The organism is Lentisalinibacter salinarum, from assembly GCF_040706555.1.
GTDB classification, from domain to species: domain Bacteria; phylum Pseudomonadota; class Gammaproteobacteria; order Steroidobacterales; family Woeseiaceae; genus Lentisalinibacter; species Lentisalinibacter salinarum.
The window spans coordinates 57,819-72,398 of the sequence record NZ_JAPDRH010000003.1; the positions used below are offsets into that span (position 1 = coordinate 57,819).

General features: G+C 67.3%; 17 protein-coding genes. 15 read left to right on the top strand and 2 right to left on the bottom strand.

Annotated elements, in window-relative coordinates; all coding sequences use genetic code 11:
- The first annotated feature begins 2 nt into the window (after positions 1-2).
- The 3 genes from ACJMKZ_RS10730 (at position 3) to ACJMKZ_RS10740 (ending at position 2,443) form a co-directional block, all read left to right on the top strand.
- Positions 3-680: a tetratricopeptide repeat protein gene (locus ACJMKZ_RS10730; protein WP_405233225.1), complete on the top strand. Its 678-nt coding sequence runs from the start codon at positions 3-5 to the stop codon at positions 678-680.
- Positions 681-773: 93 nt separating this feature from the next.
- Positions 774-2,147, top strand: a complete 1,374-nt coding sequence (locus tag ACJMKZ_RS10735) for a WS/DGAT/MGAT family O-acyltransferase (RefSeq protein ID WP_405233226.1) — start codon at positions 774-776, stop codon at positions 2,145-2,147.
- A gap of 20 nt (positions 2,148-2,167) precedes the next feature.
- Positions 2,168-2,443: a polyhydroxyalkanoic acid system family protein gene (locus ACJMKZ_RS10740; protein ID WP_405233227.1), complete on the top strand. Its 276-nt coding sequence runs from the start codon at positions 2,168-2,170 to the stop codon at positions 2,441-2,443.
- An 18-nt stretch (positions 2,444-2,461) separates the two neighbouring features.
- Here the strand turns inward: ACJMKZ_RS10740 and ACJMKZ_RS10745 are convergent, their stop codons facing one another.
- Positions 2,462-3,718: an FHA domain-containing protein gene (locus tag ACJMKZ_RS10745; RefSeq protein ID WP_405233228.1), complete on the bottom strand. Its 1,257-nt coding sequence runs from the start codon at positions 3,716-3,718 to the stop codon at positions 2,462-2,464.
- A 360-nt stretch (positions 3,719-4,078) separates the two neighbouring features.
- On the opposite strand from ACJMKZ_RS10745, the gene ccmA reads away from it, so the two are divergent.
- Genes ccmA through ACJMKZ_RS10790 form a run of 9 tightly spaced genes read left to right on the top strand, consistent with a single transcriptional unit; the run spans position 4,079 to position 10,915 of the window.
- Positions 4,079-4,720 carry a cytochrome c biogenesis heme-transporting ATPase CcmA gene (ccmA, locus tag ACJMKZ_RS10750; RefSeq protein ID WP_405233229.1) on the top strand — a complete coding sequence of 214 codons (642 nt, stop codon included), beginning with the start codon at positions 4,079-4,081 and terminating at the stop codon, positions 4,718-4,720.
- Positions 4,717-5,418, top strand: coding sequence for a heme exporter protein CcmB (gene ccmB, locus ACJMKZ_RS10755; protein ID WP_405233230.1), 702 nt, complete (start codon positions 4,717-4,719; stop codon positions 5,416-5,418). Before ccmA ends, ccmB begins: the two co-directional genes overlap by 4 nt.
- Before the next feature lie 33 nt (positions 5,419-5,451).
- Entirely contained in the window at positions 5,452-6,234 is a 783-nt protein-coding gene (locus ACJMKZ_RS10760; protein WP_405233231.1) for a heme ABC transporter permease, read from the top strand.
- The gene (gene ccmD, locus ACJMKZ_RS10765; protein WP_405233232.1) at positions 6,231-6,392 is read left to right on the top strand and encodes a heme exporter protein CcmD; all 162 of its coding nucleotides are present in this window, start codon (positions 6,231-6,233) and stop codon (positions 6,390-6,392) included. The genes ACJMKZ_RS10760 and ccmD overlap by 4 nt, the downstream gene beginning before the upstream one ends.
- The gene (gene ccmE, locus ACJMKZ_RS10770) at positions 6,389-6,838 is read left to right on the top strand and encodes a cytochrome c maturation protein CcmE (protein WP_405234144.1); all 450 of its coding nucleotides are present in this window, start codon (positions 6,389-6,391) and stop codon (positions 6,836-6,838) included. Before ccmD ends, ccmE begins: the two co-directional genes overlap by 4 nt.
- On the top strand, positions 6,835-8,808 hold the full coding sequence (locus ACJMKZ_RS10775; protein WP_405233233.1) for a heme lyase CcmF/NrfE family subunit: 1,974 nt from the start codon (positions 6,835-6,837) through the stop codon (positions 8,806-8,808). Before ccmE ends, ACJMKZ_RS10775 begins: the two co-directional genes overlap by 4 nt.
- Positions 8,805-9,338, top strand: coding sequence for a DsbE family thiol:disulfide interchange protein (locus ACJMKZ_RS10780; RefSeq protein WP_405233234.1), 534 nt, complete (start codon positions 8,805-8,807; stop codon positions 9,336-9,338). Before ACJMKZ_RS10775 ends, ACJMKZ_RS10780 begins: the two co-directional genes overlap by 4 nt.
- A 32-nt stretch (positions 9,339-9,370) precedes the next feature.
- A complete protein-coding gene (locus tag ACJMKZ_RS10785) occupies positions 9,371-9,751 on the top strand; it encodes a cytochrome c-type biogenesis protein (protein ID WP_405233235.1) in 381 nt (126 codons plus the stop codon).
- A 33-nt stretch (positions 9,752-9,784) separates the two neighbouring features.
- A complete protein-coding gene (locus ACJMKZ_RS10790; protein WP_405233236.1) occupies positions 9,785-10,915 on the top strand; it encodes a tetratricopeptide repeat protein in 1,131 nt (376 codons plus the stop codon).
- Positions 10,916-11,001: 86 nt separating this feature from the next.
- Here the strand turns inward: ACJMKZ_RS10790 and ACJMKZ_RS10795 are convergent, their stop codons facing one another.
- A complete protein-coding gene (locus ACJMKZ_RS10795; RefSeq protein ID WP_405233237.1) occupies positions 11,002-11,859 on the bottom strand; it encodes an acyl-CoA desaturase in 858 nt (285 codons plus the stop codon).
- A 122-nt stretch (positions 11,860-11,981) separates the two neighbouring features.
- Between ACJMKZ_RS10795 and ACJMKZ_RS10800 the strand changes: the two genes are divergently transcribed.
- The 3 genes from ACJMKZ_RS10800 to ACJMKZ_RS10810 all read left to right on the top strand — a co-directional run bounded on the left by ACJMKZ_RS10800 (position 11,982) and on the right by ACJMKZ_RS10810 (position 14,342).
- Entirely contained in the window at positions 11,982-12,602 is a 621-nt protein-coding gene (locus ACJMKZ_RS10800) for a chalcone isomerase family protein (RefSeq protein ID WP_405233238.1), read from the top strand.
- A 97-nt stretch (positions 12,603-12,699) separates the two neighbouring features.
- The gene (locus ACJMKZ_RS10805) at positions 12,700-13,536 is read left to right on the top strand and encodes a sulfite exporter TauE/SafE family protein (RefSeq protein ID WP_405234145.1); all 837 of its coding nucleotides are present in this window, start codon (positions 12,700-12,702) and stop codon (positions 13,534-13,536) included.
- On the top strand, positions 13,533-14,342 hold the full coding sequence (locus ACJMKZ_RS10810) for a crotonase/enoyl-CoA hydratase family protein (protein ID WP_405233239.1): 810 nt from the start codon (positions 13,533-13,535) through the stop codon (positions 14,340-14,342). Before ACJMKZ_RS10805 ends, ACJMKZ_RS10810 begins: the two co-directional genes overlap by 4 nt.
- Positions 14,343-14,580: the final 238 nt, after the last annotated feature.

Consider the following 14,580-nt stretch of genomic DNA (forward strand, 5'->3'; position numbering starts at 1 on the left):
AGATGATACGGACGATTCGGACCCGGGCAACTGCCCGGATCATGCTGGCCGGCGCGATGCTCGTGCTCGGCCTGACGGCCGCGGGCCTGGCCCGGGCGGCGGACATGGAGCAGGGCCTGCTGGAAGTCCAGCAACGCTGGGCCGAGGCCAACTATCAGCTGGAAGGGCGCGAGCAGAAGGACGCGTTCGAGGCCCTCGCGGACGACGCGGCCGCGCTGGTCGCGGCCTATCCGGGGCGGGCCGAACCCCTGGTATGGCAGGGCATCGTGCTCAGCACCTACGCCGGGGTGAAAGGACCGTTCGGTGCCATGGGCCTGGCGAAGAAGTCCCGGGATGCGCTGCATGCCGCCGAGAAACTTGATCCGACCGTTCTCCAGGGATCCGTCTATACCAGTCTCGGCGCGCTGTACTACAAGGTGCCCGGCGGCTTCATCGGCTTCGGCGACAAGGACCGGGCGAGGGAATATCTGGAGAAGGCCATCGCCATGAACCCGGACGGGATCGACCCGAACTATTTCTACGGCGAATTCCTGTACGAGGAGAAGGACTACGACGCGGCGCGGCGGGCGCTGGAGCATGCGCTGGAGGCGCCGTCCCGACCGGACCGCACACTTGCCGATCAGGGCCGGCGCGAGGAGATCCGGGAGCTGCTCGCCAGGGTGGAGGAGAAGGCCGGCTGAACCTGCCCCTTTCCGTGAGGGCAACGTGACGGGGGCAGGGATCGCGCGTTATCCTCGACGCCGGTTGAACAGATATCCGGCGCCGAGGTGGCCATGTCGCAGCTGTCACTCCTCGACTACATGCTGCTGTTGCTCGAGACGAAGGACAGCCCGCGTCACGTGGGCGGTCTGCAGGTCTTCGAGCCGCCGCCGGATGCGCCGGAGGACTTCGTGCGCGGCCTGGTGGCGGATATGCTGGCCAGCGAGCCGGTGGAGCCGTTCAACCAGAAGCTGAAAGTCCCGCTGGCGGGCCGTCCGCGCTGGGTGGTCGATGCGGACATGGACCTGGCCGATCACATCTTCCACGAGGCACTGCCGGCGCCGGGCCGTGGACAGGACCTGCTGGACCGGGTGGCACAGCTGCACGGCCGCCTGCTCGACCGCAACGCGCCGCTGTGGGAGGTCTACGTCATCGAGGGGCTCGAAGGCGGCCGCTTCGGCGTCTACGCCAAGATCCATCACGCCTACATGGACGGCATCAGCATGTCCCGGCGTTCGATGGCGAGCCTGTCGAAGACGCCCGACGAGGACGTGGCGCCGATGTGGGCCAATGCCGAGCAAAGCCGCGAGCACGAGGCGGTGCGCAAGGGCATCGTCGAGACCCTGTTCGGCTCGGCGAAGACTTTCGGCCGTCTCGCCATGGTGGGGCCGCAACTCAGTCAGCTCGCGCTGCGCCACGGTTGGCGACTCCTCGGCGGTGGCGACGAGCTGCCCGTGCCCTTCACCGCGCCGCGCACGGCGTTCAATCAGCCGCTGACGGCCGCCCGGGCCTTCGGCGTATGCAGCCTTTCGCTCGACCGGACGAGGTCGCTGGCGAAACAGCAGGGCGTGACCGTCAACGATGTGATCCTCGCGCTCTGCGACACCGCGCTGAGGCGCTATCTCGACGAGCGTGACGAGCATCCCGACAAGCCGCTGGTGGCACAGATGCCGATCTCCGTGCGCAGTGACGAGGGCGGCAGCGGCAACCAGGTGACCATCGCTCTGCTCGAGCTCGCCTCCGGCGAATCCGATCCGCTGGCCCGGCTGCAGGAGATCCACGAGCACGCCGGCCGCGTCAAGCACGAGTATGCCGAGATGGGGATCGAGGCCGCCGAGGCCTACACCATCCTCGTGCAGACGCTGATGCAGATCGGCGATCTGGCGCACCTGTCCGAGCGTTTCCCGCCGCTCGGCAACGTGCTGGTTTCCAATGTCATCGGCGGTACCGAGCCGCGTTACATCCGCGGTGCGCGGCTGATGGCCAGTTATCCCATCTCCACCATTCCGCCCGGCATGTCCATGAACGTGACCATCTACAGCTACGCCGGCAATCTCCATTTCGGCCTGTTGACCGGCCGCCGGGCCATCCCGGACCCCGACCGTATCGCGGAAGGCATCGCCGCCGCCTTCGAGGAACTCGAGAGCGCTGCCGAGGCCCGCGCCTGAGCCACTGCGCTCCCCGAACCATGCCCAGCATACGGATACGGCGCAGACACCGACTCAGCCACGACGAAGCCGTCGCCGCCGTCAACCGCATCGCGAACGAGCTGGCTTCGGAATACGGCGTGCGGATCCGCTGGCAGGACAACAGACTCAGTTTCGAGCGTCCGGCTCTGAGCGGTCATATCGACGTGCACGAGGACGACATCGTGATCGATGCGTCGGTCGGGCTGTCGCTGATGTTCTTCCGTCAGGACATCGAGCGCGAGATCGACCGCCTTATCGAGGCGGAATTCCGCTGACGGGCGGGGGAGGAGCGCTCAGCCGGCCTTGTCGCCTGCGGCTTCGGGCTCGCCGGCATGCTGCAGCACGGTGTCGTCGCCCGCTTCGTCTACGGCGAACAGGTGGCGCACTTCCTGCAGACTGCGCATGATTGCAGTGTCCGCGAGCCCCGGTTCCTCCGTGACATCCCCGTGCCGGGCGGCCGGATTCAGGTACTTCACGCGGTGATTGCCGATGGAGATCACGTCGTCGTGTTGCAGCGCTTTCTGCGACACCCTCCGGGAGTTCACGTAGGTGCCGTTCATGCTCTTCAGGTCTGCGATCCAGGCGCGTCCGTCCTCCACCACGATCAGCGCGTGATGCCGGCTGACATAGCGGCTCGTCAGGGTGACGTCGTTATAGGCGTCACGGCCGATCAGGACCCGACCCGCCGGCCAGTGCCTGTCGTTGACGATCTTGCCGTCCCGCGACACGACCAGCCGCGTGGGCGGCTCGGGCCGGGTGGCGTCGGCCGGCCGAGCGGGAGCTGCCGGTTCCGCAGGCCGCTCGTCGATGCCGAGCGCCGCGCGAACTTCTTCCGTATCCGCCGGCAGCCGTCCGCCGAGGAGCACGTCGCGGGTGAGGGACTCGATCTCGCCCGGCAGTCCGCCGCTGGCACGCCAGAGGAGGGCGATGGCGCCGTCGGTGAGGTACTCGGTATGGGAGCCGGCACCGGCCGCGCGCAGGTGCCGGACGATGTAGTCGTCGGTCTCGATCAGATCGAGCGGACGCAGACGGCAGCCGGCGGTGATCCGCTCGCGCACCGGGACCATGGCCGGCGCCTGGATGATCTGCTCCAGGCGATCGTCGCAGGAGAGAACCAGCCTGGCGGCCGCTTCATTCGCTGCGGTGATCTGGACGAGCCGGCAGATCTCTTCCAGCGCCGAGGGGTGCATCCCGCTGACGTTCACGAAGCCGAGGAAGACGGGCTGACCGGCGTGGCACTGGTGGATCAGGAATACCCGCAGCATGCTGGACAGATCGTCCGGCGCGACGGTATCGAGTTCGTACCCGATCTCACTAAGCACTGTCCGCAACAGCGCGAGCCGGTCCATTCCGTTACCATCCACGACCACTGCGGAGACGTCCTCGCGCCGGAGCCGGGATGCGAACTGCTCCAGCACGGTCCTGCGGCCGCTTCCGGTCAGGCCGCGGAGCGTGCCGAGCCCCTTCGGATCACGGTAGACTTCGTGCATCATCGCAAGGGCGTCGCGCATGGGAGGCGTTTCGATATAGACGGGGGTGGTTCCGTCCATGCCGAAAGGCTCACGCTCGAGACCAGGTATGCGACTGTTCATTCGAAGCCTTGGAAGCCTTGGAAGCCTTGGAAGCCCTGGAAGCTTTGGAAGCCGATTCTGCCGTCTTCGTTGCTGGTCGGGTGACGTCGCCTTCGGATTCCTGCCCGCCGAAACGGGCCGTTCAGTCTACGACAGACGCCGAACTTATGTAAACGCTTCGACACGCGGCATAAGTACGCAGGATGACACTACGATTGCTGATCTCAGAATCCGACTTAATAATCTAATTTAAGATGCTGAAATTAAAGATTTTATCTGACCGGCACGCCAACGGTCATCGGGAGCCCTCAGGTTACTGCAGTCGGCCGGAGGCCGCCCGTGCCTGAACTCGGTGCCCCCCATCTCAAGGCTCACGGGCTCACCCTGTTCCGCGGCGACCGGTGTCTGTTCAAGCGGCTGGACCTGGAAGTGGGTCCCGGCGAGGCCCTGCACGTGGTGGGCCCGAACGGCAGCGGCAAGACGACGCTGCTGCGCACGCTCGCCGGGCTGACGCTGGCCGAAGACGGTCAGGTCTACTGGTGTGGCCATCGCATCGAGAGCGTGCGCCAGGAGTATGCCCAGGACCTCGCCTGGTGCGGCCACCGGCCGGCGCTGAAGGACGACCTGACCCTGCGAGAGAATCTGTCGATGCATCGGCGCCTGCGCTTCGGCAGCGACGACTCCGCCGTGGCCCGGGTGATGGACAAGCTGCGCATCGGCCGTCTGTCCGAGATACAGGCGGGCCGGCTCTCGGCCGGGCAGCGCCGGCGCGCCTCGCTGGCGAATCTGCTGCTGAGCGAGGCTCGTCTGTGGCTCATGGACGAGCCCCTGACCAACCTCGACGTGGCCGGGAAGGCGCTGGTGAAACAGCTGATCTCGGAACACGTCGTCGGCGGCGGTGTCTGTGTGCTGGTGGCCCACGAAGCCGTCGAGGTCGAGCGGGTCGAGCTCGCGCAACTGGAACTCGGGAGGAAGTCATGACATCGCATAGGCGACCCGAGCCTGCGGGACTGTGGAGCGTCTGGCTGACGATCGTCGCCAGGGAGCTGCGGCTCGCATTCCGGCGGCCGGGCGACATGGCCACGCCGCTCATCTTCTTCGCGATCGTGGTGAGCCTGTTCCCGCTGGCGGTCAGCCCCGACAAGCAGCTGCTGATGAAGTTCGGGCCGGGCGTGCTGTGGGTGGCAGCGCTGCTCGCCTCCCTGATGTCGCTCGGCACGCTGTTCCGGCAGGACCGGGAAGACGGCACGCTGGAGCAGCTGCTGCTGTCGGGTCAGCCTGTCTCTGTTCTTGTCCTCGGAAAAATCGCGGCACAGTGGCTTGTGACGGGGCTGCCGCTCGTGATCATATCGCCGGTGGCCGGCGTCGCCTTCTTCATACCGGAGGAGTCGCTCCCGATTCTCGCGGGCTCGCTCGTGCTGGGCACCCTGAGTCTCAGCCTGATCGGCTCGGTGGGAGCGGCCCTGACGGTGGGGTTGCGCCAGGCCAATTCGCTCCTGAGCCTGCTGGTGCTGCCGCTGGTCATGCCCGTATTGATTTTTGGTGCGAGAGCCGTGAGTCTCTCGGCTGACGGAGAGACGACGGGGGGATCGCTCTACCTTCTCGCGGCACTCACCATGCTGACAATGACTTTTTCACCCTTCGCGGCTTCGGCGGCGCTGAGGATCAGTGCCGACTGAGGCACATTGGCAGACAGGAGCAAGACAGGACTCATGTGGACTTGGTTTCATAAGCTGGGCTCGCCGCCCCACTTCTACCGCATCGCCGGCAAGCTCGCCCCCTGGTTCGGCGTACTCGCCGCCATCGCCCTGGTCGTCGGCACCTTCAAGGGCCTGGTGCTCGCACCTGCCGACTACCAGCAGGGTGACGGCTTTCGCATCATCTACGTGCACGTGCCGTCCGCCTATCTCTCGCTCATGGCCTACGTGGTGATGGCCACAGGCGCAGCCATCGGTCTCATCTGGCGGATGAAGCTCGCCCACGCGGTGGCCGCGGCCTGCGCGCCCATCGGCGCCTCGTTCACCTTCCTGGCGCTGGCGACCGGCTCCATCTGGGGCCGGCCCATGTGGGGTACCTGGTGGGAGTGGGGCGACGCACGGCTCACCTCCGAGCTGATACTCCTGTTCCTTTATCTCGGCTACATGGCCCTGCGCGCATCCATCGACGACATCAACAAGGCCGACCGTGCCAGCGGCGTGCTGGCGATCGTGGGCGTCATCAACGTGCCCATCATCCACTATTCGGTGGAGTGGTGGAGTTCCCTGCACCAGGGTGCCACGCTGGCCAAGTTCGATCAGCCGTCGATCACCGGCAACATGCTGACGCCGCTCCTGATCATGATCATCGGCTTCACACTATTCTTCGCCGCAGTGCTGCTCACCCGGGCCCGCGCCGAGGTGCTCGAGCGTGAGCGCCATTCCCGCTGGGTCAAGCGTGAACTTCTCGGGGAAAACGCGGTCGGGGAGAGTATCCCGGCAGGGGAGTTGCAGCGATGAGTGAATTCCTGGCCATGGGCGGTTACGGCGGGTACGTATGGAGTTCCTTCGCCTTAACCGCAATCATTCTCGTTTTTAACGTGACCTCGGCAAGACGCCGCCACGCAGCCGCCAGGCTGAACGTGGCCCGCAGAATCCAAGCAATGGAGGACGACTGATGACCCCTCGCCGACAGCGGATGCTGGCCGTCGGGCTGGCCGTGACCGGTCTCGCGATCGCCACGGCCCTGAGCCTGACCGCCTTCCGGGAGAACATGATGTTCTACATCGAGCTCGATCAGGTGGTGGCCGGTAACGTGCCGGACAAACGCACCTACCGCGTCGGCGGCATGGTCAAGGAAGGCACCATCGAACGGGAATCAGGCAGCATGGACGTGGAGTTCACCATCACCGACTATCAGAACTCCCTCGGTGTACGCTACAACGGCGTGCTGCCGGACCTCTTCCGCGAGGGCCAGGGCGTGATCGCGCACGGACGTCTCGGGGATGACGGCGTCTTCCAGGCGGACAAGATCCTGGCGAAGCATGACGAGAACTACATGCCACCGGAAGTCGCCGATTCGCTGAAGCGCAGCGGCCACTTCCCGGAGCGGACGACACCATGATCCCCGAGATCGGCCAATTCGCACTCATCCTCGCGCTGGCGCTGGCACTGGTCCAGGGCACCGTGCCGCTGGTCGGCGCGCAGCTCGGCAAGACGCAGTGGACGGCGGTCGCCCGCCCGGCCGCGACCGCGCAGTTCGGTTTCATGGCAGTGTCGTTCGTATGCCTCACCTGGGCCTTCATACAGAACGATTTCTCGGTTCTTTACGTCGCCAACAACTCCAATTCGATGCTGCCGGTCGGTTACCGCATCGCGGCGGTCTGGGGCGCCCACGAAGGCTCGCTGCTCCTGTGGACGCTGGCGCTGGCAGCCTGGACGGTCGGCGTGGCCTATGCCTCGCGCCACATGGCGCAGCGCTTCGTCGCCCGGGTCATCGGCGTGCTGGGCCTGCTCAGCGTCGGCTTCTACACCTTCACGCTGTTCACCTCCAATCCGTTCGAGCGGCTGGTACCGGCGGCTCCCGACGGCGCGGACCTCAATCCGCTGCTGCAGGATCCGGCGCTGGTCATCCATCCGCCGATGCTCTACATCGGCTACGTCGGCTTCGCGGTGGCGTTCGCCTTCGCTGTGGCGGCCATGCTGGAAGGCAAACTCGACCGGGACTGGGCCCGCTGGACCCGCCCCTGGACCACGGCGGCCTGGGTGTTCCTCACCATCGGCATCGCACTCGGCAGCTGGTGGGCCTACTACGAGCTCGGCTGGGGCGGCTGGTGGTTCTGGGATCCGGTGGAGAACGCCTCGTTCATGCCGTGGCTGGTGGGCACGGCACTGATCCATTCACTCGCGGTCACCGAGAAGCGCGGCCTGTTCAAGAGCTGGACGCTGTTGCTCGCGATCACCGCTTTCTCGCTCAGCCTGCTCGGCACGTTCCTGGTGCGCTCCGGTGTGCTGGTCTCCGTGCATGCCTTCGCCAGCGACCCGACCCGCGGCGCCTTCATCCTGGCCTTCCTCGGCATCGTGGTGGGCTCGGCGCTCGGGCTATATGCGTGGCGTGCCCCGAAGATGGACTCCGACGCCGGCTTCAAGCCCCTGTCGCGGGAGACGTTCCTGCTCCTGAACAACGTGCTGCTGGTGATCACGGCGACGCTGGTGCTTCTGGGTACCCTCTATCCGCTGTTCCTGGACGGCCTCGGCCTCGGCAAGATCTCCGTGGGTCCGCCGTTCTTCGACCTGGCCTTCATCATCCCGATGCTGCCGCTGGCGCTGCTGATCGGGATCGGCATGAATACCGCCTGGCGCAGCGGCGACAAGATGGCCATCTGGCGGCAGGTGCGCGTGCCGCTGGCCATTGCGGTACCGCTGGCCCTGTTCATTCCCTGGCTGATCTACGGGCGTATCACGCCGCTGATATTCACCGGCATGCTGGCCGCGATCTTCGTCAGCTTCACCGCCGTCTGGGATCCGCTGATGCGCTTCTTCGGCAGGCGTTCCGGGCCCCGCCAGACGCGCAGTGTGACCGGAATGCAGCTGGCCCACCTCGGCGTCGGCATGTTCATCATCGGCGTTACTGCCGTGATGTCCTACGGCGAGGAAGTCGACATGCGGGCAAGCCCCGGCGAGACGCTGCAAGTGGCCGGCTACGACTTCACCATGCGCGGGCTGCGCGAGGTACAGGGCCCGAACTACGACGCGGTGGAGGCCGAGTTCGAGGTCCGCAGGGACAATGAACTCGTGACGATCCTGCGGCCGCAGAAGCGGGTCTACCGGGTGCGCCAGAGCCCGATGACCGAAGCCGACATCCATCCGGCCTGGAACCGGGATCTCTTCGTGGCCATGGGTGACTCGCTGGGTAACGGGGCGTGGAGTGTGCGCGTCCAGTACAAGCCGCTGATCCGCTGGATCTGGCTGGGCTGTGCCGTGATGGCGCTCGGCGGGCTCGTCGCCATGACCGACCGGCGCTATCGGGTGCCTGCCGCGGAGCGGCGCGCCATGGAGGCCGCGGCGGCCGCGGAGGGCAGGGCCGCGACATGATCCGTTACATACTCCCCATCGCCGTATTCATCGGTCTGCTCATCGCACTGATGGCGGGCCTGGGCAAGGATCCGGGCGAGTTACCGTCTCCGCTGATCGGGCGGGACTCGCCCACCTTCACGCTGCCGGAGCTCAGCAATCCGGAGGAGACCGTGTCCGACACGGACATCCGCGGCGAGGTGGCCCTGGTCAACGTCTGGGCGAGCTGGTGCGTAGCCTGCCGCCAGGAACACAATTTCCTGATGGCCCTGGCCCGTTCCGGCACCATCCCGATCTACGGGCTGAACTGGCGCGACGAGCGGCCGGCCGCGCTGCGCTGGCTGCGCGATCTGGGCAACCCGTATACAGCCAATGCCTTCGACGGCGACGGGCGAGTGGGCATCGACTGGGGCGTGTACGGCGCGCCCGAGACTTTCCTGCTCGACAAGGAGGGGCGGGTCATCTACAAACACGTCAGCCCGCTGACACCACAGGTATGGCGCGAGGAATTCGAGCCACGGATCGCCGAGGCGAGGAAAGCAGGGTCGTGAAATCTCTGAGAACAGGTTTGTTGGTGCTCCTCATGGCACTGACGGGGCACGCCTTGGCCATCGACCAGGGCCCGGCATTCGAGGACCCGGCCACGCAGGCCCGTTACGAGGAACTCATTGACGAGGTCCGCTGCGCCACCTGCCAGAATCAGTCCATCAAGGACTCGAACGCGATGCTCGCCGAAGATCTCCGCCGGGAGATCCGCGAGATGATCTCCGAGGGCAAGTCGAACGACGAGATCTTGGTCTTTCTCACCGATCGCTACGGCGAGTTCGTGCTGTACCGGCCGCCGCTCGACCAACGCACGGCGTTGCTGTGGGGCGCTCCCGTCCTGCTGCTGCTCGTTGCCGGTATCGTGCTGTTCCGGGTGATCCAGCGGCGTACCAGTCTCCCCATCGACGATGAAAGCTAGCAAGAGCGGCCGGCTCCCCGGCCCGGTGAATCTATGACAACGACGATCTTCTGGGCGATAGCCGGCCTCATGGCGCTGGCTGCAGTGGCTCCCCTCTACCTGGTACTGCGCAAGGGCACTGATGGCAGCTCCGGCGGCTTCGCGGCTCTCGTCGCCGTGGCCTTCCTGGGCGTCTCCGTGGGCACCTACGTCTACCTCAGCGACTACGATTTCGACAGCGTCCTCAGCTCCGCGGCGACGGACGACAATCCGCATGCGAGCGACGCGCAGGATGCCATCGCGGAGCTGGCGGCCAGCCTGGAGGAAAACCCGGACGACGTCGAAGGCTGGAAATTCCTCGGCCGCAGCTACCGCGCGCAGGAACGTTATCGGGAGGCGGCACGGGCCTTCGAGCGGGCCTACGAGCTGGCCGACGACGATCCGGTCGTGATGCTGGACCTCGGCGAGTCCATCCTGTTCGCCGACAGCACGGCCATCAGGGGACGGGCGGGTCAGCTGTTCGAGAACGCGCTGCAGCTCGCGCCGAACAACGCGCGCGCGCTGTGGTATGCGGGTCTGGCGGCGGCGAACCGGGGCGAGCGGCTGCTCGCGGCGGACCGCTGGGAGCAGATACTCGACACCTCGCCGCCGGACGACGTGCGACAGATACTCGAGAACAATATCCGCGAGTTGCGTGCCGCCGCGGGTGCCGGAGAGGGCGATGCCGGGACGCCGATGGCGGCGACGGCAGAGATGCCGTCGCAGGAAGCGGCTCCGGTGGCCGCTACTGAACCCGAGCCGGAGCCGGAGGCACCGGTCCCTGCGCCCGACGTGGAGCCCGGCACGGTACCGCTGCAGGTGACGCTGAGCCCGGAACTCGCCTCCCAGGCGCCGGCCGACGCGGTGCTGTTCATCTTCGCGCGCACGCCGGGTGTCGGCGGCCCGCCGATTGCGGCCGTCCGCCGCCGTGCCGGCGATCTGCCGCTGTCCATTACCCTCAGCGACGCCAACGCGATGATGGCGGGGCGGCAGCTCTCGACCGAGGAGGAGCTCGAGCTGGTGGCGCGGGTCGCGAAAGGCGGCTCGATCAGCGAGAGCGAGGGTGACCTGATCGGCGCGACCACCTACCGCATGGACAGCGGGGAGACGGCACGGCTCGTGATCGACCAGGTCGTCGGCCGCTAGGCGTAGTCCGCCCGGCCTGTCGTCCTCGTCCGCCTGTAGTCCGGCTATGGTCGGCCGGTTTCTCGGCCGATCTCTCGGCCGATTGTTCAGCCCGCGGCGCGGGCGCGTTCCAGCATCCGCCGCCGCGGCAGCCTGAGTTCCGACACCAGGCCGAGCTTCTCCATCCCGCGCAACAGGACCCAGGTCAGGTCGAACTGCCACCATTCGAGTCCGTGCCGCGCCGAGTAGGCGAACTTGTGGTGGTTGTTGTGCCAGCCCTCGCCCAGCGCCAGCACCGCCACCAGCCAGTTGTTGGTGCTGGTGTCGGCCGCGTCGAACGGGCGGCTGCCCCAGAGGTGGCAGACGGAATTCACCATGAACGTGGCGTGCCACAGGGCAACGGTGGCGATGAACCAGGCCCAGACCAGCATTTGCAGCCCGGAGGTATTCACGCCGAGCGCGGCCAGCCCTTCGCCCAGGCCGAAGATCGCGGCACCCTGGCCGAGCACGATCCAGACATAGTGCTGTTGCAGGAATTTCAGCTCGGGGACGCGGTAGAGATCCCTGGCATTGGCACCGTTCTCGCGAAAGCTCTCGGCAGACAGCATCCAGCCCATGTGCGAGCGCCAGAATCCCTGGGTCCGGGGCGAGTGGATGTCCCGGTCCGTCTCGGTGTAGCGGTGGTGGCTGCGGTGGTGGGCCACCCACCAGAGCGGGCCGCCCTGGGTGGCCAGGCTGCCGGCGAGCGTCAGCAGGAACTGTACGCACCGGCCGGCACGGAACGACCGGTGTGCCAGCAGCCGGTGATAGCCGGCCGTGACGCCGAAACCGCGCACGAGGTAGAGGATCAGTGCCACCGTCAGCGCGGCCGGGCTCACGCCGGTCCAGAACGCTCCCAGGCAGCCGAGGTGGAAGATGCCCATGCCGACCAGTACGGCGCGGGCCTGCTTCTGCGCAGCCGTCAATGCTCTCTCCTCTGCCTGTGTTTGCGCCCGTCCGGCGGGCTGGTTGCATCCGCCGGCGCCGCCCTGTCGAATCTCCGTGCAGAAGCGGCATGGTACCGCATGGTTTCGAGGAGACCGCCACTATGGATGCAACGACGCAAATCCCGTTGTCGGGGAGAGGGCTCCGGCACCTGCTGAAGGGCCTGCAGGTCGGGCGTACGACCGCCGTGACGATGGTGGCGGCAATGGCAATGGCGACGGCGATGGCATTGGCCCCCGGTGCGGCATCCGCCGCGGCGGACGCCTCGGACGGGCCGGCCGCGGACGGCCTCGAGGAGGTCGGCCAGGGCGAGTACAGCTGGTTCGGACTGCGCGTCTACCATGCCTCTTTCGCGACCGAGTCCGGCCGCTTCAGTGACTGGACGGACACCGAGCGGGCCCGATTCGAGATCTACTATCACCGGGAGGTGAGCGCGTCAAAGCTGATCGATATCGCCCGGGAGGAATGGGATCGCCTCGGCGTGGACGCGCCGCCGCGCTGGTTCGGCTGGTTACGCCAGCTGCTGCCGGACGTCCGGGCGGGCGATACTCTGTCGTGCCTCGTGCTGCCGGACGAGCGCACGGTCTTCTATCACAACGGCGAGAAGAGCGGCGAGGTGGCGGAGCCCGCCTTCGGGCCCGCCTTCCTGTCCATCTGGCTGCACCCGGAGGCGCGGGCGGCCGACCTCAGACGCGCGCTGCTGGGGGAGTCCGGGCGCAGCTGAGGGCGGCGCGCCGGCGCGCACCGCGCTTTCAATAACGCCCGGCCTCGGGCATCCTCCGTGACTCCCGCGCACAGCCCGACGGAGTCCCGTGGAGCCGATGGACACGATGGCCGCAATGGGCCCCGAGCTTCTGACACTCGCATTGCCAGTGCTCGCCGCCGGCATCGTCGCCGGTTTCCTGGCCGGGCTGCTCGGCATCGGCGGCGGAATCATCATCGTTCCCGCGCTGCTGGTCGCGCTCGCGGCCACGGACACCGCCGGCGCGGTGACGATGCACGTCGCGGTGGCGACCTCGCTGGCCACCATAATCCCCACGTCGCTGTCCTCGAGCCGGGCCCACTGGCGGCGGGGATCGGTCGATGTGGACCTGGCGCGCCGCTGGGCTCCGGCCGTTTTCCTGGGCGCCTGCGCCGGCGTGCTCATTGCCGATCGCCTGCACAGCGACACGCTCACCGCCATCTTCGCCGTCATGGCCGTCATCTTCGGCGTGAAGATGTGGCTGCCGCTGGACGACGTGGTGCTGCGGGACGGCGTGCCCCGCGGCACGACCGCGCTCTCCCTGCCATTCTCGATCGGTGCCTTGTCCACACTGATGGGAATCGGCGGAGGCACCTTCGGCGTCACCGCCCTCAGTCTGTTCAACCAGCCTATCCACCGCGCCGTGGGTACTGCGGCTCTGCTCGGATTCGTGATCAGCCTGCCGGCCAGCGTGGGCTATGTGCTGGCGGGGTGGGACGAGCCGGGCCGGCCGCCGTTCAGCCTGGGCTACGTGAATCTGCTGGCGGTGGCGCTCATTATCCCGGCGACCATCCTGATGGCGCCCCTGGGGGCGGCCGTGGCACACCGGCTGAGCCGGCGCTGGCTCAGCCGTCTGTTCGGAGTGTTCCTGGTGATCACGGGAATTCGACTCGGCATGGAGGTTTGGCCGTCATGACAGAAAACCCGACCGTGCTGTTGGAGCGAGAGGGATACGTCACGCTGGTGACCCTGAATCGCCCCGACCATCGCAATGCCGTCGATCGCGATACGGCAGCCGCATTACTGGCCGCCTTCGAGGCGTTCGAACGAGACGCGGAGGCGCGCGTAGCGGTGCTGACCGGGGCCGCCGGCACCTTCTGCGCCGGCGCCGATCTGAAGGCCTTCGCGGCGGGCAACGGCAACCGTGTGGCTGCGGACGGTCCGGGTCCCATGGGACCGACGCGTCTGCAGCTCACGAAACCGGTCATTGCCGCGGTGGAGGGTCATGCGGTCGCCGGCGGGCTGGAACTCGCGCTCTGGTGCGACCTGCGCGTGGCCAGCCGGGACGCCGTCTTCGGCGTCTTCTGCCGCCGTTTCGGCGTGCCTCTCATCGACGGCGGTACCGTGCGCCTGCCGCGCCTGATCGGCCAGAGCCGGGCGCTCGACATGATCCTCACCGGACGCGGCATCGGCGGGGAGGAGGCGGCGGAGTTCGGCCTCGCCAATCGGCTCGTGGCGCCCGGGCAGGCCGTCACCGAGGCGATGGCGCTCGCCCGGGAGATCGGCGCGTTGCCGCAGACCTGTCTCAGGAACGACCGCCTGAGCGCACTGCGGCAATGGAGCCTCGACGAAGAGGGGGCGATGGCGCTGGAATACGCTCTCGGTCGCGCCACCCTGGACAGCGGCGAGAGCGCGGCGGGAGCACGGAGTTTCGCCGCCGGCGCGGGCCGCCACGGCGGCGCCGCCGCACCCGACCCGGACTCCGACACCGTGGCCGATTGACGGCCGTCAACGCAGCCCGCGCCGCCAGCTGACAGTCTGGTGCCGGTCTGCGGGCGGCGGTGCCGGGCCGTCGCCGTGATAGGATTCTGCGCACTCGTTCAAGCCCGGGGAGAAAGATGCAAGCCGGTCGGAAAACGCTCTCGATTGCCCGCTCGATGCCACGTAAAGGGGAGGCGTTCTGACGGACCGCTGTGCGTCGGCGTCAGGGGGGAGCAACGGGCCGGCCGGTTCGCGGCGT

Excerpts from the sequence above, each read along its gene's own strand:
- ACJMKZ_RS10790 (WP_405233236.1), top strand. The coding sequence starts at position 9,785 with ATGACAACGACGATCTTCTGGGCGATAGCCGGCCTCATGGCGCTGGCT.
- ACJMKZ_RS10800 (WP_405233238.1), top strand. The coding sequence starts at position 11,982 with ATGGATGCAACGACGCAAATCCCGTTGTCGGGGAGAGGGCTCCGGCAC.
- ccmB (WP_405233230.1), top strand. The coding sequence starts at position 4,717 with ATGACATCGCATAGGCGACCCGAGCCTGCGGGACTGTGGAGCGTCTGG.
- ACJMKZ_RS10760 (WP_405233231.1), top strand. The coding sequence starts at position 5,452 with ATGTGGACTTGGTTTCATAAGCTGGGCTCGCCGCCCCACTTCTACCGC.
- ACJMKZ_RS10775 (WP_405233233.1), top strand. The coding sequence starts at position 6,835 with ATGATCCCCGAGATCGGCCAATTCGCACTCATCCTCGCGCTGGCGCTG.
- ACJMKZ_RS10780 (WP_405233234.1), top strand. The coding sequence starts at position 8,805 with ATGATCCGTTACATACTCCCCATCGCCGTATTCATCGGTCTGCTCATC.
- ACJMKZ_RS10785 (WP_405233235.1), top strand. The coding sequence starts at position 9,371 with ATGGCACTGACGGGGCACGCCTTGGCCATCGACCAGGGCCCGGCATTC.
- ACJMKZ_RS10745 (WP_405233228.1), bottom strand. The coding sequence starts at position 3,718 with ATGGACGGAACCACCCCCGTCTATATCGAAACGCCTCCCATGCGCGAC.
- ccmD (WP_405233232.1), top strand. The coding sequence starts at position 6,231 with ATGAGTGAATTCCTGGCCATGGGCGGTTACGGCGGGTACGTATGGAGT.
- ACJMKZ_RS10810 (WP_405233239.1), top strand. The coding sequence starts at position 13,533 with ATGACAGAAAACCCGACCGTGCTGTTGGAGCGAGAGGGATACGTCACG.
- ACJMKZ_RS10730 (WP_405233225.1), top strand. The coding sequence starts at position 3 with ATGATACGGACGATTCGGACCCGGGCAACTGCCCGGATCATGCTGGCC.
- ACJMKZ_RS10740 (WP_405233227.1), top strand. The coding sequence starts at position 2,168 with ATGCCCAGCATACGGATACGGCGCAGACACCGACTCAGCCACGACGAA.
- ACJMKZ_RS10805 (WP_405234145.1), top strand. The coding sequence starts at position 12,700 with ATGGACACGATGGCCGCAATGGGCCCCGAGCTTCTGACACTCGCATTG.
- ACJMKZ_RS10735 (WP_405233226.1), top strand. The coding sequence starts at position 774 with ATGTCGCAGCTGTCACTCCTCGACTACATGCTGCTGTTGCTCGAGACG.